The following is a 20,217-nucleotide window of genomic DNA, read 5'->3' as shown; positions in this document are numbered from 1 at the left end:
TATATAGTTCTTCTGGTAATATAAAACATGTAAGAAATCATATCGGTCATTATCCCGTTAAGGAGGCGGAGCGGACTGTAAATCCGCTGTTATCATAACACGAGTGGGTTCGATTCCCTCATGGCCGAGTATACTCCTGTAGCTCAGCTGGATAGAGCACGCGTCTACGAAGCGCGGTGTCGAGAGTTCGAATCTCCCTAGGAGTGCTTCCAATGGCAGATGTCTTGGAATAAAGTGAATCAGGTAAGGAAATGGTGCAAAGGAAGAAAGCTGTCTGTGACTAGACGGCTTTTTTTCATTGAGATTCAACTTCTGGATTTTGAAGATGTGCTATTTGCGATGGATTTCTTACACTTTACGTAAAAAACAGGTACAGAAATTGTAGGGTGTTATAATAAATCCATATTATGAATTATGTAAAATAATCGATGGAGGATGAAGGTATGAAAACAAAGCAGGCTGTAAATCCGTACCTGCCAAGCTGGGAATACGTGCCGGATGCGGAGCCGCATATTGTAGATGGACGTGTATACATATATGGTTCTCATGATCTTTTTAATGGCTTGAATTTCTGTCTGGGAGATTATGTATGCTGGTCAGCGCCGGTAGACGATCTGGGCAACTGGCGTTATGAGGGTGTTATTTTCAAAAGAGAGCAGGATCCGGCAGCACCGAAGATCCGTCTTACAAATGGTTTGGCAGCACCGGATATGATCCAGGGACCGGACGGAAGATTTTATCTTTATTATTTCATGGGTGGCACGAAGATGATCTCTGTGGCTGTCTGTGACAAGCCGGCAGGCAAATATGAATTCTATGGTTATGTAAAATATGCAGACAGCACTCCTATTGGAAAGAAAGAGGAGCCGCTGCAGTTTGACCCGGGCGTTTTTATGGATGATGATGGAAAGCTGTATCTTTACACAGGCTTTGCCCTTCAGGGAAATCCCCTTCTGCTTGATGGATCCAAGCCGACTGAGCACGGTGCAATGTGCTTCGAGCTGGATCCGGCAGATATGCTTACTGTAAAAATGGGACCGAAATACATTGGAATTGCCAGTGAGAAAGAAGCACCGGGAAGTTCTTATGAGGGACATCCCTTCCTGGAGGCAAGCTCCATGCGTAAATTCAATGGAACCTATTACTTCATCTACAGTTCCCTGAACAGCCATGAGCTTTGCTATGCAACAAGCGATAACCCTACAGAGGGCTTTGAGTTTGGCGGTGTGCTGGTCAGCAACGGAGACATCGGTCTCTCGGGAATTACAGATGTGAAAAATGCAAGAAACTGCACCGGAAACACTCACGGAAGTCTGATCGAGATCAATGGAAGCTATTATGTTTTTTATCACAGACACAGTAACCGTAAGCAGTCTTCCCGTCAGGCCTGTGCAGAGCGCATCCGCTTTGAGAATGGTAAATTCTATCAGGCAGAGATGACCTCCTGTGGTCTGAATGACGGACCGCTTAAGGGAAAAGGAAACTATCCTTCCTACATTGCCTGCAACGTATATGGCAAAAAAGGAACCCGTTTCTTAAGTATGATCAAACATCCAAAGTCCGGTCATCCATATCTGACTCAGGAAGGAAAGGATCGTGAGCAGGGGTCAGATCAGTATATTGCCAATATGTGTGACGGAGCAGTTGCAGGCTTCAAATATTTTGACCTGCGTGAGACCTCTAAGGTTCGTATTAATATTAAGGGAAAAGCAACTGGAATTGTTTATGTATCCACAGAGGAAGGCGGCAAGCCAGTGGCAAAGATTCAGGTAAAACCTTGCAAGGAACAGCACGGTTTTGCAGCTGATGTAAACGGACTCGGTGAGAAAGAGGCACTGTACTTCAGTTACAAGGGAACTGGCGCATTTAATTTTATGTCTTTTGATCTGAAGTAAGATTCCATTAAATGTGCAGGAAATATTCTGCCTGCAAATGGAAGACAGAGCTTAAATAAAGGGAAAAAGAGTTTATCTTAAGAGTCAAATAAACCCAGGAGGCGAAATATTTGAACATTACTAATTTTGCAAAAAAACTTGCAGAAAAGCCGGTTTTTAAAACAAGAATCAAATCCGATCAGGTGAAGCTTCCGGAAATTGCCATTGGATATTTTCTGGCGCCCTTTTGCGCCATGTTTGCCAATGCCATTTTCGGTGCCTATCTGAACCGTTATTATGTGGATGTACTTGGCTGGACGAAATTCGGAGCATTTGCCACACTTCTGCCAATCGTATCTGTGATTTTCGTAGTTCTCGGAAATCTGATGATCGGGCAGTGGATCGACAACACCAGAAGTACACAGGGAAAAGCAAGACCTTACCTGATCATTGCAGCACCAATGCTGATCATAGCCATTATTCTTATGTTTATGACACCAGCTAAGGGCAATAATGCGGTGCAGATGATCTGGATCGCAGTGTCCTATAACCTGTACTATGCACTTGCATATCCATGTTTTTACTGTGCACATAGCTCCATGGTTTCTCTTTCTACCAGAAATTCTGAGAGCCGCGGGCTTCTTGCAACACTGTCAAATGCGGCAATGGTTGCTTCAGCAGGAGTTGGAGCCAGCATTGTAGTGCCGATTCTTCTTCAGAGCTTTCTGTTTGTGACAAAGGACGGCGGAATCGATGTGGACGCAAGCTATTCACACTGGAGGATTATTTCCATAGTTCTTTGTCTGGTAAGTGCATTTGGCTGTATGCTGGAATATTATTTTACCAGAGAGCGTATTACAGAGGAAACTATCAATCTGAATGTAAAGGAAGAGAAGATGCCGCTGAAAAAACAGCTGGAAGGCTGTATCCACAACAAATACTGGTGGATCATCATTCTCTATTTCCTGATTTTCCAGTTTGGCCAGCTGATCAAAAACAGTTCCATGAGCTTCTATGTAAGATGGATGTTTGACAGTGTAATTAATTCTGCAAATCCGGAGCAGACTTCCGGTGCATTAATGTCAACACTTGGTTTGGTTGGCGGAATTCCTACTGCCGTTGGTATGGTAGTGGCATGGCCAATTGCCCGTAAGCTGGGCAAAAAGAGAGCTGTTGTTACAGGACTTTGCTTCTCCGTTGTAGGCGGCCTTGTCTGTTTCCTGAATGTACACAGCTTCGGAATGGTTGCTGCAAGTATGGTATTGAAAGGAATCGGAAGTATTCCTGCAATGTATGTGACGATGGCGCTTCTTTCTGATGTGCTGGATCACCTGGAAGCGAAGAATGGTTTCCGAAGCGATGGATTTACAATGTCTGTTTATAGCTCCATTATGGTAGGTCTTAGCGGACTCTGTATCGGTGTGCTGAACAGTCTTCTTACCTTTGCTGGTTACAGCAATACCGGTATTGCATGTAATCCGCAGACCTTGGAAATTGTTGAAAATGTGGCAAATTATACAGGTCAGGTGGTATATCGCCAAATGGGCGGCGTGGAGCAGGTGCTTGCATTCGCATTCCTGGCGGCAGATGTGATCACATATGCAGTTGTTATCATTCTTATGAGCCGTCTGGATGTAGAAAAACACATTGAAGAGGACCAGAAAAAGATCAAAGAAAATCAGAAGAAAGCAGCTAATATCTAATTGTTTCAGAACCTGTTTCCTGTTATACTATTCTTAGTTAACACAAGTGATTCCGGCTCCCTGGTGCAGTGTCACTGTGCCAGGGAGCCGTTTTAGCCGAATAAGCTGCGAAGAAGCTATTCGATTATGAGAAGGCAGCAAAGCGGATTGGAGTATCCGTTTAATTGAATAGGATAGGTGAGAAATAATTATGATAAGAATTGCAATTGTAGAGGATGACAGGCATGACCGGGAGGCGTTGAAGAAATGCCTGAATCGTTATGAAAAAGAGAACCAGATGAAATTTTCCGTAACAGAATTTCAGGACGGTGAGGATATTGTGACCGATTACACTGCCAGCTATGACCTTATTATTCTGGATATTGAGATGGCGTTTCTCAATGGAATGAAAGCAGCAGAAAAAATCCGCGAGCTTGATACAAATGTAATTATTATTTTTATTACAAACATGCCTCAGTATGCCATTCAGGGATATAAGGTAAATGCGCTGGATTATATTTTGAAGCCAATTTCCTATTTTTCATTTTCAGAGAGTATGGTAAGGGCTCTGGCAAAGGTGAAGACACCGGAGAAGGAGTACATTACCATTGTTCTGAAGGGAGGTAAAAAGAAGCTGGATGTGGCGCGGATTTGTTACGTGGAGGTTCAGGACCATGTGCTGATCTACCACACTCTGGATGGGGATTTTGAGACAAAGGGCACTATGAGGGATACAGATAATCAGTTTGATCCGAAGAAATATTTTCGGTGTAACCGCTGTTATCTGGTAAATCTGGAATTTGTAGAGACTTATCAGGGCAGTGATATTATGGTAAACGGCGATACAATCCAGGTGAGCAGAAGCAGGCGGAAGCCCTTCCTGGATGCCCTGAATGAATATATGAATGAGGTGGAAAAATGAGAGGCACAGTAGTCAACACTCCCGGATATTATTATGCCATTTCCTACTGGCTTTCTGCACTGGTAATGATTCTTGTGCATGGATGCGGGAAAAAAGATGTGTGGAAATATGTGTATGGGGTGTTGAGCTTTATCAGTATTTTTACCGTTATGTTTTTTACAGATGGAATAAAGCAGATGTTTTTCATGCCTCTTATGGTTTGTGTGTTTTTGCTGATGCTTTTGTACATCAGGATGGCAGGAGAGCTTCCATGGCGTGAAACCGGATTTTTCTGTGCGAAGGCATTTATCAACGCAGAATTTGCAGCCTCTTTGTGCTGGCAGATTCATTATTTTTATACAGGTGATTTCAGCGGTCAGGAGAAGGGGACACCAGAGCAGATGTTATGGAGAGTGCTGCATATGGTAGTTATTTATGCAGTATTATACATTCTGATTTATCTGATCGAACATTATCTGAAAAAGGATATTGAAGAATTGCAGATCACCCGCAGAGAATTACTGGTTGTATATTTTGTGCTGATTATGGTGTATTGTATCAGCAATGTAAGCTATGTGGATGTAAAAAGTATTTTCAGTGCAGGAACAGCTATGGATGTGTTTATTATCCGCACACTGGCGGATCTTAGCGGTATGGCGGTGCTTTATGCTTATCACATTCAGGTAAAAGAGATCCAGATGCGTTTTGAGAAGGATACGCTTCGGAATATTATGGATATGCAGTACAAAAATTACAAGCTTTCCAAGGAGAGTATCGACATTGTAAATCAGAAATACCATGATCTGAAGCATCAGATCAATCTTTTAAAAAGCGGCGCAGATTCTGAAAAAGCAGGGGAATACCTGGAACAGATGGAGCGTGAGATCAAGATTTATGAGACACAGAATAAAACGGGAAATAAGGTCCTTGATACCATTCTTACCAGTAAAAGCATGCATTGTCAGAGACATGGTATTGAGCTGAAATTTATGGGTGAGGGGCAGCTGCTGAATTTTATGGAGGATATGGATATCAGTGCTCTTTTCGGAAATATGCTGGATAATGCTATTGAAAGTGTGGTGAAGATCAAAGACCGTCAGAAACGTCTGATTTCCCTGCATGTGATTCAGGATAAACAGTTTATTCGTATTCGCACAGAGAATTACTGCGAGGAGAACGTTCAGTTCCAGGATGGAATCCCGATCACCACCAAGAAAGACAAACGGTTCCATGGATATGGAATGAAGAGTATGAAAAAAATTGTAGAGAAGTATGGCGGTTCAGTTATGGCGGGCAAGGCGAATAACTGGTTTGAGCTGAAGATACTGATTCCGATGAAACATTAGGTGATTTTTAGGAGGAAAAATAATGCCATCATATAGTATAATTGAGAATTTTGAAGTACATAAAAATAACCGTTTTCTGGAAATTGCAGAATCCTTAAAACCAGAGCTTCTGCATAAAGAAATCAAGGCTGCAAAGGAAATTATGGTGGGAAAAGACCGCCAGATGAGAACAGTTATTACAGAAGAGCACCCAATTGAAAATCTGTATGCAAAATCTTTAAAAAGAGATGATACAGTATTTGTGGATTTCGGGGATCATGCTGTAGGTTATGTGACTCTGGAGCTTAGTAAAACAGGAAGCCATCAGGATGCACCGGTTTATTTTTACCTGAAATTCGGTGAGCGTCTGGAGGAAATGACGGACAAAACTGCTGATTATGACGGCTGGCTCAGCCGTGGCTGGATTCAGGAGGAGTATATTCATGTGGATGTACTTCCGGCGAAGGTGAAGCTGCCAAGAAGATATTCTTTCCGTTATATGGAGCTTCGTGTAATTGATACTTCTGCCAAGTTCCAGCTGAAAATCGATGGTATTTCCTGTGATACGGTTTCTGCTGTAGATATGGAGTCTGTAAAGCCTGTGGATTTCGGAGATCCGCTTCTGAATCAGATTGATCTGGTAAGCCGAAAAACCCTGAAAGAATGTATGCAGGATGTTTTTGAGGATGGACCAAAGCGTGACCGCAGAATGTGGCTGGGAGATCTGAGACTTCAGGCGAGAGCCAATTATTACACCTTTAAGAATTATGATCTTGCCAAACGCTGTATGTATATTTTTGCAGGACTGCTTTTTAATGAGGGAAAGCTAAGCGCCTGTGTATTCACAGAACCGGAGATGGAGCCAGATGATACTTACCTTCTGGACTATGCATTGTTTTTCTCATCTGTGCTTCTGGATTATTATGAGGCAACCGGTGATCTGGAAACACTCAGGGATCTTTATGATGTGGCAATTGATCAGATCCGCATTGCTATGACGCAGTTAAATGAGAAAAATGTTGTGGAGGATTTAGGTGATGCATTCTGGTGCTTCCTGGACTGGGGAGATGGTCTGAATAAGCAGGCCGGAGCTACAGCAGTTCTGATTTACTGTATCCGTTATGGAATCCGCCTTGCAAAGATTCTGGATAAACAGGAGGATATCAGCTGGCTGGAAGAGAAGCAGGCCATGCTGAAAGAGGCAGCAGTGAAAGAGTTCTGGGATGAAGCGCTTGGAATGTTCGTAAGCGGTCCGGACCGTCAGGCTTCTTGGGCAACCCAGATCTGGATGATCCTGGCACGTGTCTTTGACAAAGAGACAAACTGTAAATTGATCCATCATGTAATGGAAGTGAATCCAAGAATCCGCATGGTAACTCCATATATGTATCATCACTATATTGATGCGCTTATCCGCTGTGATGAGAAAGAGCTTGCACTGGAAGAAATGAAGCGTTACTGGGGCGAGATGATCCGCGACGGCGCCGACACCTTCTGGGAACTGTACAATCCATACAACCGGGAGGAATCCCCTTATGGCTCCAGCATGGTTAACAGCTACTGTCACGCATGGAGCTGTACGCCGACGTATTTTCTTAGAAAATTTTATATGGATAATGAGAAATAAGATTGAGAATGAGGATCTTGCAGAAATGCAGGATCCTTTTTGAAATGAGAGAAAGATTCTTGATAAAATGCAACACGCAGGAAATAATGTCTGGCATTACAATATGGGGAAAGGAGCATTAAAATAGCCCTGCCATCATAATGGCAGGGCTAAAATAATCATTTCTTTTTATTCTTTTTGGATTTCTTAGTCTCATTCTGGGCTGCCTGAGCTTCATCAGCAGATTTCTTAAAACGTGCGAAAAATCCTTTTTTCTTCTTAACCGGAGCGTCCAGGTTACCGCGGATGCCTTTTACACCTACTATGTAAAGTCCACTTACTTCAGCTTTGATCTCTTTCTTCACAGGGATAAGGTCGAATACCTTCTCGTCTGCGATAAGAATGGAAATCTTCGGTCCGACTTTAGCCTTAACGATCGGCATCTTGGAGCGGCGGAGAAGCTTCGGTGTCTGGTCGATGACCATCTGTGGGAGACCTGATTCCTTAAGTGGCATTCTCTTCTTATCGATAACGAGCATGGAAACGGTCTGTTTACTTGCCTCGATCTGTGCCTGCTGTTCTTCCTGCTTCTTCTGGGTCTTCTTGCCAAAGAAATATAAACCAACCAGTAATCCGATGAGGATTACGAGAATCACCAGAAGGACGATTGTTACTGGATGCATACTTATCCTCCTACTATATTATAAAGTTTCTTAATAACTATTCAGCCTGCACGGTTCCGCAAAACGTGTGACCGTGAAGAAACTGAACAGTTACATTCTTGTTTCACATAAACTACATTTTAGCATCATTTTTGGGAAAAGGCAATTGTTTTGTTATCTCCTTTGAAAAGCTTATAAGCCGTGAAAGTATATATAACCGGTACCGCAAATGCTGCAAGATTCATAAGAACCAGTATAATACTTCCCTTAATATGAAAGAAGTGGGCAATCTGCGGGATAAAGGCCAGAATTCCAAAGATATCGGTGCTCATTCTTCCTTTTTCTGCATTCATCACGCCTATAATTCCAATTGCAATCTGAAGAAGTGTAAATGCATAAGTAAGTGCAAAAGCCTCTGTAGTATCACCATGGCTTACATGTCTGCCCACAATATTAGTGGTTCCGATCCAGAAGCGGGCTGCGATCAAAGAAGCAGAACCCAGGGCTATTTCAAATAGTGCGCTGATGCGCATAATATCTGATCTGTTCATATTTTCCTCCTTTAGAGTGACTGATATAGAGCTTAATATTTTTGATATTTGAGGTTAAAACATATTTTATCATGTGTTTTTTATTTTAACAATATATGGCAATAGAATGCAAGGATATTTACTGAGAAGAGGTGGTAATTATTTTGAATATCATGTATAATAGAAATCTACTGGTTACAGAATGGATAGATTTATCTGGTATGGTTATAATAAATGCCAGATTACAGATTCCGTTCAGGATTAATAGGAAGCTTTGTAGGTTTTCTTTATTAACTGGTCTTGCGGGAAGAAGGTGTTTTGAGGGGGGCTTACAGTATAGTTAGGAGTTATACATTATGAAGAAATCGGATACAGAACAGGAACAGCCTGGTCTGGAAGAGAATAAAGTTCCCGACAGCCAGTCCAAGCGGGAGCTTGACAGAGAATTACAGGAACTGGCAGAGAAGGAACACCAGGAAGAGATATATTACGAAGAACGACGGCGCGAGAGACATGAGCGCAATCTGAAGAGAAAGAAGAGGCAGATACGGAATCGTAATCTGGCTCTTATTATTACTGCTTTGGCAGTGTTGGGCGGTGTGGGATACTTTTATAGAGAGCAGACAGGGTTAAAAGACGGCATGGAAACGCTGGTAGCCAAGGTAAGGGATTTGGTTCCTGATAAGAATTCCGGTAAAGAGAGCAAGGCAGCAGAAGAACTGGCAAAGGCTGACCAAAGCACCGAAAGCATCGAAAACCCCGAAAGCACCGAAAACCCCGATATTAATACAGAGGAAGCTGCTGACAGCTCAGACAGTACAGATATACAACCGGAATCTGGTGAAGGCACGGCAGATGACAGTGATGAGACAACTGGAAATACAGATGACAATTCAGAGGATACTGCACAGGATAAATCCGGGAATATGTCCGATAAAGAGAAAACAGAAGATAATTCTTCAGATTCTGCAAATCAGCCAGAGCAGGAAGCAGCCCAGACAGCAGCCATAAATTTAAATGGGGTTATGCCACAGGCAGCAGCTGCCGGCACAGGTATCATCAGGAGGCAGATCCGTCACGAGAAGAAAGTACTGACCACAGCTAAGGAGAAAGCAGCCCAGTATGATTATGACGGTGCAATCAGCCTTTTGCAGAAGGATAATGCATATGTGAGAAATGTCCATTTTCAGAATGCTGCAGAGAAATTCCAGAAGAAAAAGGATAAATGTGTAGCCTGGTCTCCGGAACAGGTAACTCACATTTTTTATCATTCCCTGATCGTGGATACTTCCAAGGCGTTTGATGGAGATTACAAGACAGATGGTTATAATCAGGTTATGACCACTATGGATGAGTTTAATAAGATAACCCAGATCATGTATGACGAGGGATATGTAATGGTAAACCTTTATGATCTGGCAGACGTTGATGAAAATGGGAAAATGCAGGCAAAGCAGGTTTATCTTCCTAAGGGAAAAACACCGTTTGTCCTTTCGCAGGACGATGTATGTTATTACCACTCCCAGGATGGAGATGGAATTGCCACCAAGCTTGTTATAGATGAAGAGGGGAAGATCCGCAACGAATATGTACAGGATGATGGAAGCACAGTTGTAGGTGACTATGATGTTGTACCGCTGATCGACCGGTTTGTGGAGGAACATCCTGATTTTGCATATCATGGACATAAGGGAATTGTAGCGCTTACAGGCTACAATGGAATCCTGGGTTACCGCACAGATATCAGCTATCAGACAAGACCAGATGATCTGAATGATGATAAAAAGGCGTGGCTTGACGCGCATCCTGATTTTGATCTGGATATAGAGCGGGCAGAAGCGAAAAAGGTTGCAGATGCTATGAAGGCGGAGGGCTGGACTTTTGCCAGCCATACATGGGGACATAAAAACATGTCCACAGTTTCCATGGAACGCCTTGAAACAGATACACAGAATTTCAAAGAGAACATTGACCCTCTTATTGGCGGAACAGATATTATTATCTTTGCTTTCGGAGCAGATATTAATAACGGCGGAGAGTATACTGGCAATGAGAAATTTGAATATCTGAAATCCCAGGGATATGATTATTATTGCAACGTGGATTCTAATCAATATTTTGTACAGATGACAGATGAATATTTCCGGATGGGAAGAAGAAACGTGGATGGATACCGAATGTATTACAATCCGGACATGCTGGCAGATCTGTTTGACGTAAGCCAGGTATTTGACCCATCCAGACCCACTCCTGTACCGCCTATGAATGGGGGCTGATAAGACCAGCTGCAAAGAGGGCATGGATTCGCATGATTTTGCGCTGAGATTCTCGGGTTTTATGTGAACTTTGTTCACATAAAACACCTCGCGGAACGTTACCAGTGAACAGTAACGCGGCGGAGATAAAATAAAAATGATTGCCTCAGTGGGCTTCCTTTTTAATAGAAAATGTGATAATTTTATAAAAGAGTAACTGAAGGGAGTATGAAATGAAAAGAAAAGTATATTTGGCAGCATTAGTAATGTGTATGGCACTTGCTGTAAATGGCTGCGGAAGTGATAAAGAAACTACCAGTACAGAGAGTGAGAGCACTGCCACAGAGCAGCAGGCAGAGGATTCGGCAGAGGAAGAAGAGGTACAGGAACCTTATACAGATTCTACCGGTGCGACACGCCTGGTTTCAGTGGATAATGTGGAGAAATACGTTACAATTGCAGACTATAAGGGGATAACTCTTGATAATTCTGTACCAGAAGTGACAGATGAGGATATTGAGAATCGTATCGCAGAGAATTTGAAAGACAATTCAGTGGAAGTGACAGATGAGAACGCTGTCATCCAGAATGGTGATACCGCTACTATTAATTTCGTAGGTACAAAAGACGGGGAAGCTTTTGAAGGTGGAACCGGTAATAATTATGACCTTGTGATCGGAAGCGGCACAATGATTCCCGGATTTGAAGAAGGAATCGTGGGAATGAAGAAGGGGGAGACAAAAGACGTACCGGTAACCTTCCCGGAGAGCTACCGCAACAGTGAACTGGCTGGACAGGATGCAGTATTCCAGATTACCGTGCAGAGCTTTAAGAGACCACCGGAACTGACCGATGACTGGGTTGCAGCGAATACCGATTACAAGACAATTGATGAATATAAGGCTTCTGTTCGCGCACAGCTGGAGCAGGAGGCACAGGATCAGGCCGACAGCAGTCTGCGCAGCACTGCATGGAATACTGTTTACACCAATTCTGAGGTTGTGGAATATCCGGAGAAAGACGTAGAAGAGGCAGTGAAGACATTTAAGAAACAGGCAGAAGCATACGCGAAGCAGGGAAATATGGAGCTTGAAGACTTCGTAGAGTCTCAGGGCGTTTCCATGGATGATTTCGAAGCCCAGTGCCAGCAGTATGCCCAGGCCAAGGTAAAACAGAATCTGCTTATTCAGGGAATCATGGACGCAGAGGGAATGACTTTGGAGGATGAGGAAAGCCTTGCAATCCAGAATCAGCTGGTAGAGCAGTATGCTTCTGGCGATCTTGCAGTTCTTATCGATACTTACGGTCAGGTTGCAGTGGATGAGAGTATCGGACTTATGAGAGTTCAGGATTTCATTATTGCAAATGCAAATTATGATCAGACAGCAGCGGATACATCTGCTGAAGGTGAGGCTGCACAGGCTGCTGAGGGAACAGAAGCAGCAGATCATGCAGATGGCAGTACAACTGACGGACAGAGCACGGATGGCGGGGATACAGCAGAAGATCAGGAAACTGGTGCAACCGCAGATACAGGCACAGCAGCGGATGCTTCAACAGATACACAGGATGACAGTACAGAGAATTGACGGTTGCTGTTTATAATAGAAACAGCAGCCAATGAATCTCAGGAGGGAATGGAGTTATGATTATTAAAAACGGAGAAGTTTTTCAGGAGGATGGAAGCTTCAGATTACAGGATCTGTATGTGGAGAATCATAGAATCGTGGCTTCTGAGGATGAGGTTACGGACAAGACGATTGTAGACGCGGCTGGGCTCAGGGTGCTTCCGGGGCTGGTGGATATTCACAGTCACGGTGCATTTGGACATGATTTTTCTGATGCTGATCCGGAGGGACTTAAGATTATTCTGAAATACGAAAAGAGCCACGGAATTACTTCCTATTGTCCTACTTCCATGACATTGCCGGCAGAAGAACTGAAGGAAATTTTTGCCACTATTAAGACTGTGGGAGAAATGAAAGCCGGAGCCACTGTCCGGGGAATCAATATGGAAGGACCGTTTCTGGATGCGAAGAAAAAAGGTGCCCATGTGGAGGGCTATATCCGCAAACCGGATGCCGGATTTTTCCGTGAACTGAATGAATATTCCGGAAATATGGTGAAGCTGGTAACTCTGGCACCGAATGTGGATGGTGCTATGGAATTCATTGATGAGGTACATAATGAGGTGTGCATTTCCCTTGGTCATACAGCAGCTGATTACGATACAGCAGCGGAGGCCATGAGAAGAGGTGCACACCATGTGACACATCTTTATAATGCCATGCAGCCACTGGCGCACAGAGAACCAGGACTGATCGGAGCTGCCTGTGATGATGGGCAGTGTATGGCAGAGATGATCTGTGATGGCATTCACATTCATCCCGCTGTGATCCGCGCTACATTTAAGATGTTTGGACCAGAGAGGATTGTACTGATCAGTGACTCTATGATGGCTACTGGAATGGAGAACGGAACCTACCAGCTGGGTGGACAGGAAGTAACGATGAAGGACTGTAAGGCAACTTTGAAGGACGGTACGATTGCCGGTTCTGCTACGAACCTGTATGATTGTATGCGCAAGGCTGTTTCTTTTGGTGTTCCCCTTGAAGAAGCGATTTTTGCAGCAACACGAAATCCGGCAAAGAGTATTGGTATTTATGATGAAGTTGGTTCCCTTTCTGTTGGAAAGAAAGCGGATATTCTTCTTGTAACAGATGATCTGGAGCTGAGAGAAGTGCTATGACAGAACTTTTTTGCGGAAAATTTTTTCCACTATGTAACGAGAGATAAAGAGGGAATATGAATGGATAGAAGGGTTTTGCGCGAAAGAATGCGCAGGAAACAGCGCCAGATAAGACGAAGGAAGATCATTAAGCTGGTTACCTATGTTGTGGCAATGGTGCTGGCTGTGATTTTTGTAATAAGAGGAGTGATTTTTCCAATCGTAAGTCGTGTGGGAGGAAAGAGTACTGGAAAATCACAGAGCGTGCAGGCGGATGCAGGTGACGGAGCTGCTTCGAATGCGGATTCCAATTCTACAGATGCTCTGAGACAGCCTCTGAAAGGACAGAGCGATGTGACCAAGGTTTCTTCACTGACTCCAGGCTGGCATGAGGATTCCAGCGGACGCTGGTATCAGAATGCAGATGGTACATATTATACCAATGGTTTTGCAGAGATTGACGGAGTGAAATATGCATTTGATTCCAATGGATACATGCAGACCGGCTGGGTGACCAAGGGGGTAAACGATTATTATTTTAATGAGGATGGTTCTTACAATGCTGAGAAGAAACGCCCTTTGATCGCACTTACCTTTGATGATGGTCCGGGACAGTATACAGACAAGCTTCTGGACTGTCTGGAGGAGAACAATGCACATGCTACCTTCTTTATGTTGGGACAGCTGGTTGGACAGTATCCGGACGAAGTGAAGAGAATGGTGGAACTTGGCTGTGAGATCGGAAACCATTCCTGGGATCATCAGGATATGCTGAATCTGAGTATTGATGATGTTATAAAGGAATTCGGCGATACCGATCAGGCATTGATTGATGCCTGTGGACAGGAGTCCACGGTAATTCGTCCGCCTTATGGAGACTGCAATGATGAAATTATTTCGGCAGTTGGGAAACCTTTTATTTTGTGGTCTATTGACAGTCTGGACTGGAAATATCTGGATGCAGATCTGGATTACAATGGCATTATGAATGACAGCAATCTGGGAGACGGAGCCGTTATTCTGATGCATGATATTCATGGTCCTTCAGTTGATGCGGCACTCAGACTGATTCCAGATCTTATTGCACAGGGATATAAACTGGTAACGGTAAGTGAGATGGCAGCGGCGAAGAATGTTACCCTTCAGCCAGCAAAATATGCAGAGTTCTGGCAGAGCGCCCTTGATGCAGGTTATGTGCCTGGATATAATGGAAATGGCTCTTCTGAGGACTCTTCCACAGATGGAACTTCTGATGGCAGTTCAGATGACAGCAGTAATGGAGATGAGAGCGACTTCAGTGATGGTTCCGGTGATGGAAGCGACGGCAGTGAAAGTGACGGATACACAGACGGCAGTGAGAATAGCGAAGGGGATTTTAGCAGCGACTCAGGCGAATAACGGAGAAAATAAGAGGCTCTAGAGCCTGTCTGGCATATGTGTTAAGCTTCGTGACTTCCGGAAATCGCAGATGCTGTATAGTGTGAATGATAGTATACGCTTGTACTTATGAGAAAAATGTCAAAGTACAGGCGTATTTTTTTACAGTAAAAATGAATTTTGATGTAGATTTTTTATGAATAATAGACAAGTTTTTGGTGGCATGGAGGAAAAGAGTATGCTATAATGTGCATAAGAATTTGAAAGTTTAGGGAGGTAACTTTCTGATGGGAGAGAAATTACAGTTTACAGAGCTTGACCAGTATCTCTTTGGTCAGGGAACCCATTATGATATTTACAGAAAGCTTGGCGCACATCCTGTGAAACAAGGGAAAAAAGAAGGTGTTTATTTTGCAGTATGGGCACCTAATGCGCAAGCTGTTTCTGTAATTGGAGAGTTTAATGACTGGAATGAACAGGCTGCTCCAATGAAAAAGGCAGGTCCGATCGGTGTATTTGAGACATTTGTCCCTGGAGCGAAGATTGGACAGCTGTATAAGTTTTTTATTGTAGGAATGAACGGGGAGCATATTTATAAAGCTGACCCTTATGCAAATGAGGCAGAATTAAGACCGGGAACGGCATCCAGAATCACGGATATCGGGGATTACAAATGGAAAGATACCACCTGGATGAAGAATCGTCAGAAATTTGACGAGACTAAGGATGCCATGGCGATCTATGAGGTACATCCTGGCTCCTGGATGAAGCATCCGGCTACAGAGGAGAATGAGAAAGGCTTTTTCAATTACAGGGAACTGGCGGTGAAGCTTGCCCAGTATGTGAAGGATATGGGCTATACACATGTGGAGCTGATGGGGATTGCAGAGCATCCCTTTGACGGTTCCTGGGGATATCAGGTCACCGGTTATTATGCGCCTACTTCCCGCTATGGAACACCCCAGGATTTCAAATATCTGGTAGATTATCTTCACAGACAGAAAATCGGGGTTATTCTGGACTGGGTGCCGGCACATTTTCCCAAGGATGCCCATGGACTGGCGAATTTTGACGGAACTGCAGTTTATGAGCATGCAGATCCCAGACAGGGAGAGCATCCGGACTGGGGAACCAAGATCTACAATTATGGCAGACCGGAGGTAAAGAACTTCCTGATCGCAAATGCTCTGTTCTGGATCGAGGAGTGTCATGTGGACGGTCTTCGTGTGGATGCCGTTGCATCCATGCTGTATCTGGATTATGGAAAGAATGATGGTCAGTGGGTAGCCAATAAATATGGCGGAAATCAGAATCTGGAAGCAATTGAGTTTTTTAAGCATCTGAATACAGTGGTTCTTGGAAGAAACCATGGTACTGTGATGATTGCAGAGGAGTCTACCGCATGGCCGAAGGTTACAGGTAAGGCAGAGGATGACGGCCTTGGATTTTCCCTGAAATGGAACATGGGCTGGATGAATGACTTCCTGGAATATATGAAGCTGGACCCCTATTTCCGTAAGTTTAACCATAATAAGATGACTTTCTCCATGACATATGCTTACAGTGAGAAATATGTGTTAGTAATCTCCCATGATGAGGTGGTTCATCTGAAGAAGTCTATGCTGGAGAAAATGCCAGGTGAGCTAGATGATAAGTTTAAGAATCTGAAGGCTGCTTATACATTTATGTTCTGCCATCCGGGCAAGAAGCTTTTATTTATGGGGCAGGAATTCGGTCAACTTCGAGAGTGGAGCGAGGAGAGAGAACTTGACTGGTTCCTTCTTGGGGAAGAGAAGCATCGGGATTTGAAGGATTTTGTGCAGACATTGCTGAAGATGTATCGCAAATATCCTGCGCTCTATGGAACGGATACGGATCCGTCTGGCTTTGAGTGGATCAATGCAGATGACGGGGACAGAAGTATTTACAGCTTCGTAAGGAAATCCCCTACAAAAAGAAATAACCTTCTGGTAGTATGCAATTTCACTCCTGTAGAACGTCCGGATTACCGTGTTGGTGTGCCGAAGAAGAAACAATACACACTGGTTCTGGATGAAAACGGACAGACTGCGAAGAAGGTATTTAAGGCAGAAAAGCAGGATTGTGACAATCGTCCGTTCTCCTTTGCTTATCCGCTGCCAGCTTACGGGGTTGCTGTGTTCCAGTATTAGAAGCTGCCAAATTCCGCAAGGAACAATTCTCACAGACAATTTTCAGATTGCTGTGATAATTTAGTATTAAAAATACCCAAAGAATGGGGCAAATTCGGGTTTTGTTTGTGACTGTTGGGGATTTTTTCCCAGAAGGTGAAAAACCTGTTGCTATTTGGAAAAAGTTGAGATATAATGAGCCCGAACAAAAAGAAATGGAAAAAGTTGTACATGTTGAAAGGAGAATATTGACATGAAGGTATCTAATATTAAAGACATTCAGAAATTTTTTGATGTAGTAGACAGCTGCGCTGGTAAAGTAGAGCTTGTAACTGGCGAAGGTGACAGACTGAACCTGAAATCTAAATTATCACAGTATGTATCTCTTGCAAACATCTTCTCTAACGGTGAGATTCCGGAGCTTGAGATCGTTGCATATGAGAAAGAAGACATTGATAAGCTTATGCACTTCATGATCAACGGCTGATTTGCATAAAACTGTGAAATTGGGATAAATATATTAGGGGATGTGACTTGGTCATGTCCCCTTTTTCTGGCATAATAGAAAGGGGAATACAAAATGGTAAAGATTGACATTATCTCCGGTTTCCTTGGAGCTGGTAAGACAACTCTTATTAAGAAACTGCTGAAAGAAGCATTTGAAGGTGAGCAGGTAGTTTTGATCGAGAATGAGTTCGGTGAGATTGGTATTGACGGGGGATTCCTGAAAGATGCCGGAATCGAGATCCGTGAGATGAACTCCGGATGTATCTGCTGTTCTCTGGTTGGAGATTTTGGTGCTTCCCTGAAGGAAGTTGTAGAGAAGTATCATCCGGACCGTATCCTGATCGAGCCATCAGGTGTTGGTAAGCTTTCCGACGTTATCAAGGCTGTACAGGGTGTGGAAGAGGATGTTGATATTCAGCTGAACAGCTACACTACAGTTGTTGATGCCAAGAAATGCAAAATGTATATGAGAAACTTCGGCGAGTTCTTTGACAATCAGGTTCAGTATGCAGGCGCGATTATCATGAGCCGTACCGATATTGTAGACGAGAAGAAAGCAATGGAGTCTATGGAGCTTCTTCGTTCTATCAATGAGAAGGCAGCTATTATTACCACTCCGATTGAGAAGCTGGATGGAAAGAAAATCCTGGAGGTTATGGAGCATCCGGTATCTCTGGCGGATGAGCTGCTGAAAGAGGAGCATGAGCATCATCACCATCACGATCATGACGACGAGTGTGACTGTGGACATGACCACGATCACGAGCATCATCATCACGACCATGATGAGGAGTGCAACTGCGGACATGACCACGATCATGAGCATCATCATCACGACCATGATGAGGAGTGTAGCTGCGGACATGACCACGATCACGAGCATCATCATCACGACCATGATGACGAGTGCGGCTGCGGACATGACCACGATCATGAGCATCATCACGACCATGATGAAGAATGTGGCTGCGGACATGACCACGATCATGAGCATCATCACGACCATGATGAAGAATGTGGCTGCGGACATCATCATGATCATCACCATCATCACGCAGACGAAGTATTTACCAGCTGGGGACGTGAGACTATTAAGAAGTTTACAAGAGAAGGGCTTGAGAAAATGCTGGAGAGCCTTTCCGCTTCTGAAGAGTATGGCGTGATCCTTCGTGCTAAGGGAATGCTTCCGGCAGAGGACGGAACCTGGATCTACTTCGACATGGTTCCGGAAGAAACTGAGATCCGTGAAGGTTCACCAGAGTACACCGGACGTCTTTGCGTAATTGGTTCCAAGTTAAATGAAGAGAAACTGGCCAAGCTGTTCGGCGTAGCTTAATGATTGACATATAAACGGGATAAAAGGCTTTTTGTAAGCTTATTTGTTGCTGTTTATAAGCGGTATTACGTGAATGCACTGCTTTTAAGAAAAATACAGGGAGGTTTCTGTAAATGGATGAAATTACAGTACCGATTTATCTCATAACCGGCTTTCTGGAAAGCGGCAAGACCTCTTTCCTCAGCTTTACCCTCCAGCAGGATTACTTCCGTACAGAGGGAAAGACACTTCTCATTCTCTGCGAAGAGGGAGAGGAAGAGTACGATGAAGAGGCTCTTGCAAAAGATAATGTTGTAGTTGAGGTTATTGAGAAAGAAGAAGATTTTACACCGGAGCGCCTTCAGGCACTGGATATTATCCATCAGCCGGAGCGTGTGGTTATGGAATATAATGGAATGTGGCTGGTAAGCAAATTTGAGGAGATGAAGCTCCCGGCAGGCTGGGGAATTGAACAGCACATTACCTGTGTAGATGCAAGCACATTCCAGGTATATATGCAGAATATGAAATCCATTTTTATGGATATGGTTCGTAATGCGGATATGGTTGTGTTTAACCGCAGCAAGAAAGAATATCCTCTTGCAAACTTCCGCAGAAGCATTAAGGTTGTAAACCCAAGTGCAGAGGTTATTTTTGAGGACGAAGAAGGCGAGATGACGGATATTTTCGCAGATCAGATGCCATTTGACCTGGATGCAGAGATTGTAGATATTCCGCCTGAAGATTACGGAATCTGGTTTGTAGATGCTATGGATCATCCGGATCGCTATGTGGGAAAAACTCTTCGCTTTAAGGCTCGTGCAAGACGTCCGAGAGGAATGGGCAGCAAGTTCTTTATTCCAGGACGTACTGCCATGACCTGCTGCGCAGATGATACTTCATTCCTGGGCTATATCTGCAAGAGTGCATATGCCCCGAAGCTGAAGCCAGGTGAATGGGTTGAGGTGACTGCCAAGGTCGCCTTTGAAAACCGTTCTGAGTACCAGGGCGAGGGAATTGTTCTTTATGCAGAGAATGTGACCCCGTGCGAACCTCTGGCTGATGAGATGGTTTATTTCAACTAATTTGATGATACCAGTGTCAAAAGGTCAAAAAGCTGTTCGTGCTTGCACGATAAGGCTTTTGAACTTGGGACACGCCAAATATGAGAAAGTAGCGATTTACGCAGTAAATCAGCGGATTTCGAATATTTGGAGGATTGCGGGAGCAGCGTAGCTGCGTAGCAATCCGGGTATCAAATGAGTGTCAAAAGACCTTTTGACACTCATATCATTCGATAATAAA

General features: G+C 43.8%; 15 protein-coding genes and 2 tRNA genes. 15 read left to right on the top strand and 2 right to left on the bottom strand.

Features of this window, described 5'->3' with window-relative positions:
• Window positions 1-43: 43 nt before the first annotated feature.
• The 7 genes from ACESTK_RS03130 (at window position 44) to ACESTK_RS03100 (ending at window position 7,409) form a co-directional block, all read left to right on the top strand.
• Window positions 44-128, top strand: a tRNA-Tyr gene (locus ACESTK_RS03130).
• 4 nt (window positions 129-132) lie between these two features.
• Window positions 133-206, top strand: a tRNA-Arg gene (locus tag ACESTK_RS03125).
• Window positions 207-443: 237 nt separating this feature from the next.
• Window positions 444-1,895, top strand: coding sequence for a family 43 glycosylhydrolase (locus tag ACESTK_RS03120; protein ID WP_373118627.1), 1,452 nt, complete (start codon window positions 444-446; stop codon window positions 1,893-1,895).
• 110 nt (window positions 1,896-2,005) lie between these two features.
• On the top strand, window positions 2,006-3,577 hold the full coding sequence (locus ACESTK_RS03115; protein ID WP_373118624.1) for an MFS transporter: 1,572 nt from the start codon (window positions 2,006-2,008) through the stop codon (window positions 3,575-3,577).
• Between the two features lie 190 nt (window positions 3,578-3,767).
• Window positions 3,768-4,478: a LytTR family DNA-binding domain-containing protein gene (locus tag ACESTK_RS03110; protein WP_173769723.1), complete on the top strand. Its 711-nt coding sequence runs from the start codon at window positions 3,768-3,770 to the stop codon at window positions 4,476-4,478.
• Window positions 4,475-5,803, top strand: a complete 1,329-nt coding sequence (locus ACESTK_RS03105; protein ID WP_373118622.1) for a GHKL domain-containing protein — start codon at window positions 4,475-4,477, stop codon at window positions 5,801-5,803. Before ACESTK_RS03110 ends, ACESTK_RS03105 begins: the two co-directional genes overlap by 4 nt.
• Window positions 5,804-5,825: 22 nt before the next feature.
• Complete coding sequence (locus ACESTK_RS03100) at window positions 5,826-7,409, top strand: sugar hydrolase (protein WP_373118619.1); 1,584 nt, start codon at window positions 5,826-5,828, stop codon at window positions 7,407-7,409.
• Window positions 7,410-7,567: 158 nt separating this feature from the next.
• Here ACESTK_RS03100 and ACESTK_RS03095 read toward each other — a convergent pair whose 3' ends face one another.
• Window positions 7,568-8,071, bottom strand: coding sequence for a hypothetical protein (locus ACESTK_RS03095; protein WP_373118616.1), 504 nt, complete (start codon window positions 8,069-8,071; stop codon window positions 7,568-7,570).
• A gap of 125 nt (window positions 8,072-8,196) precedes the next feature.
• Window positions 8,197-8,601: a hypothetical protein gene (locus tag ACESTK_RS03090; RefSeq protein ID WP_373118613.1), complete on the bottom strand. Its 405-nt coding sequence runs from the start codon at window positions 8,599-8,601 to the stop codon at window positions 8,197-8,199.
• 335 nt (window positions 8,602-8,936) lie between these two features.
• Between ACESTK_RS03090 and ACESTK_RS03085 the strand changes: the two genes are divergently transcribed.
• From ACESTK_RS03085 to ACESTK_RS03050, 8 genes are all read left to right on the top strand, one after another.
• Entirely contained in the window at window positions 8,937-10,856 is a 1,920-nt protein-coding gene (locus tag ACESTK_RS03085) for a polysaccharide deacetylase family protein (protein ID WP_330382715.1), read from the top strand.
• 212 nt (window positions 10,857-11,068) lie between these two features.
• Window positions 11,069-12,424, top strand: a complete 1,356-nt coding sequence (tig, locus tag ACESTK_RS03080; protein ID WP_373118610.1) for a trigger factor — start codon at window positions 11,069-11,071, stop codon at window positions 12,422-12,424.
• A gap of 56 nt (window positions 12,425-12,480) precedes the next feature.
• A complete protein-coding gene (gene nagA / locus ACESTK_RS03075) occupies window positions 12,481-13,584 on the top strand; it encodes an N-acetylglucosamine-6-phosphate deacetylase (RefSeq protein WP_373118608.1) in 1,104 nt (367 codons plus the stop codon).
• A gap of 60 nt (window positions 13,585-13,644) precedes the next feature.
• The gene (locus ACESTK_RS03070) at window positions 13,645-14,961 is read left to right on the top strand and encodes a polysaccharide deacetylase family protein (RefSeq protein WP_148461566.1); all 1,317 of its coding nucleotides are present in this window, start codon (window positions 13,645-13,647) and stop codon (window positions 14,959-14,961) included.
• 266 nt (window positions 14,962-15,227) lie between these two features.
• Window positions 15,228-17,111 (top strand): 1,4-alpha-glucan branching protein GlgB, encoded by a 1,884-nt coding sequence (gene glgB / locus ACESTK_RS03065; RefSeq protein ID WP_173715772.1) that lies wholly within the window; start codon window positions 15,228-15,230, stop codon window positions 17,109-17,111.
• A 232-nt stretch (window positions 17,112-17,343) separates the two neighbouring features.
• A complete protein-coding gene (locus tag ACESTK_RS03060) occupies window positions 17,344-17,577 on the top strand; it encodes a polya polymerase (protein ID WP_118577545.1) in 234 nt (77 codons plus the stop codon).
• A 93-nt stretch (window positions 17,578-17,670) separates the two neighbouring features.
• Window positions 17,671-18,933 carry a CobW family GTP-binding protein gene (locus ACESTK_RS03055; protein WP_373118603.1) on the top strand — a complete coding sequence of 421 codons (1,263 nt, stop codon included), beginning with the start codon at window positions 17,671-17,673 and terminating at the stop codon, window positions 18,931-18,933.
• A gap of 113 nt (window positions 18,934-19,046) precedes the next feature.
• Window positions 19,047-19,997 carry a GTP-binding protein gene (locus tag ACESTK_RS03050; RefSeq protein WP_148461569.1) on the top strand — a complete coding sequence of 317 codons (951 nt, stop codon included), beginning with the start codon at window positions 19,047-19,049 and terminating at the stop codon, window positions 19,995-19,997.
• Window positions 19,998-20,217 lie beyond the last annotated feature (220 nt).

The sequence above is a fragment of the Ruminococcus sp. Marseille-P328 genome, assembly GCF_964249465.1.
Lineage (GTDB): Bacteria > Bacillota > Clostridia > Lachnospirales > Lachnospiraceae > Blautia_A > Blautia_A faecis.
This window is presented reverse-complemented; position numbering and strand designations above follow the sequence as displayed.

What these genes read in the sequence shown, in the direction of transcription:
- ACESTK_RS03105 (WP_373118622.1), top strand. Translation starts at nt 4,475, where the DNA reads ATGAGAGGCACAGTAGTCAACACTCCCGGATATTATTATGCCATTTCC.
- ACESTK_RS03070 (WP_148461566.1), top strand. Translation starts at nt 13,645, where the DNA reads ATGGATAGAAGGGTTTTGCGCGAAAGAATGCGCAGGAAACAGCGCCAG.
- tig (WP_373118610.1), top strand. Translation starts at nt 11,069, where the DNA reads ATGAAAAGAAAAGTATATTTGGCAGCATTAGTAATGTGTATGGCACTT.
- ACESTK_RS03110 (WP_173769723.1), top strand. Translation starts at nt 3,768, where the DNA reads ATGATAAGAATTGCAATTGTAGAGGATGACAGGCATGACCGGGAGGCG.
- glgB (WP_173715772.1), top strand. Translation starts at nt 15,228, where the DNA reads ATGGGAGAGAAATTACAGTTTACAGAGCTTGACCAGTATCTCTTTGGT.
- ACESTK_RS03050 (WP_148461569.1), top strand. Translation starts at nt 19,047, where the DNA reads ATGGATGAAATTACAGTACCGATTTATCTCATAACCGGCTTTCTGGAA.
- ACESTK_RS03055 (WP_373118603.1), top strand. Translation starts at nt 17,671, where the DNA reads ATGGTAAAGATTGACATTATCTCCGGTTTCCTTGGAGCTGGTAAGACA.
- nagA (WP_373118608.1), top strand. Translation starts at nt 12,481, where the DNA reads ATGATTATTAAAAACGGAGAAGTTTTTCAGGAGGATGGAAGCTTCAGA.
- ACESTK_RS03085 (WP_330382715.1), top strand. Translation starts at nt 8,937, where the DNA reads ATGAAGAAATCGGATACAGAACAGGAACAGCCTGGTCTGGAAGAGAAT.
- ACESTK_RS03120 (WP_373118627.1), top strand. Translation starts at nt 444, where the DNA reads ATGAAAACAAAGCAGGCTGTAAATCCGTACCTGCCAAGCTGGGAATAC.
- ACESTK_RS03090 (WP_373118613.1), bottom strand. Translation starts at nt 8,601, where the DNA reads ATGAACAGATCAGATATTATGCGCATCAGCGCACTATTTGAAATAGCC.
- ACESTK_RS03060 (WP_118577545.1), top strand. Translation starts at nt 17,344, where the DNA reads ATGAAGGTATCTAATATTAAAGACATTCAGAAATTTTTTGATGTAGTA.
- ACESTK_RS03095 (WP_373118616.1), bottom strand. Translation starts at nt 8,071, where the DNA reads ATGCATCCAGTAACAATCGTCCTTCTGGTGATTCTCGTAATCCTCATC.
- ACESTK_RS03100 (WP_373118619.1), top strand. Translation starts at nt 5,826, where the DNA reads ATGCCATCATATAGTATAATTGAGAATTTTGAAGTACATAAAAATAAC.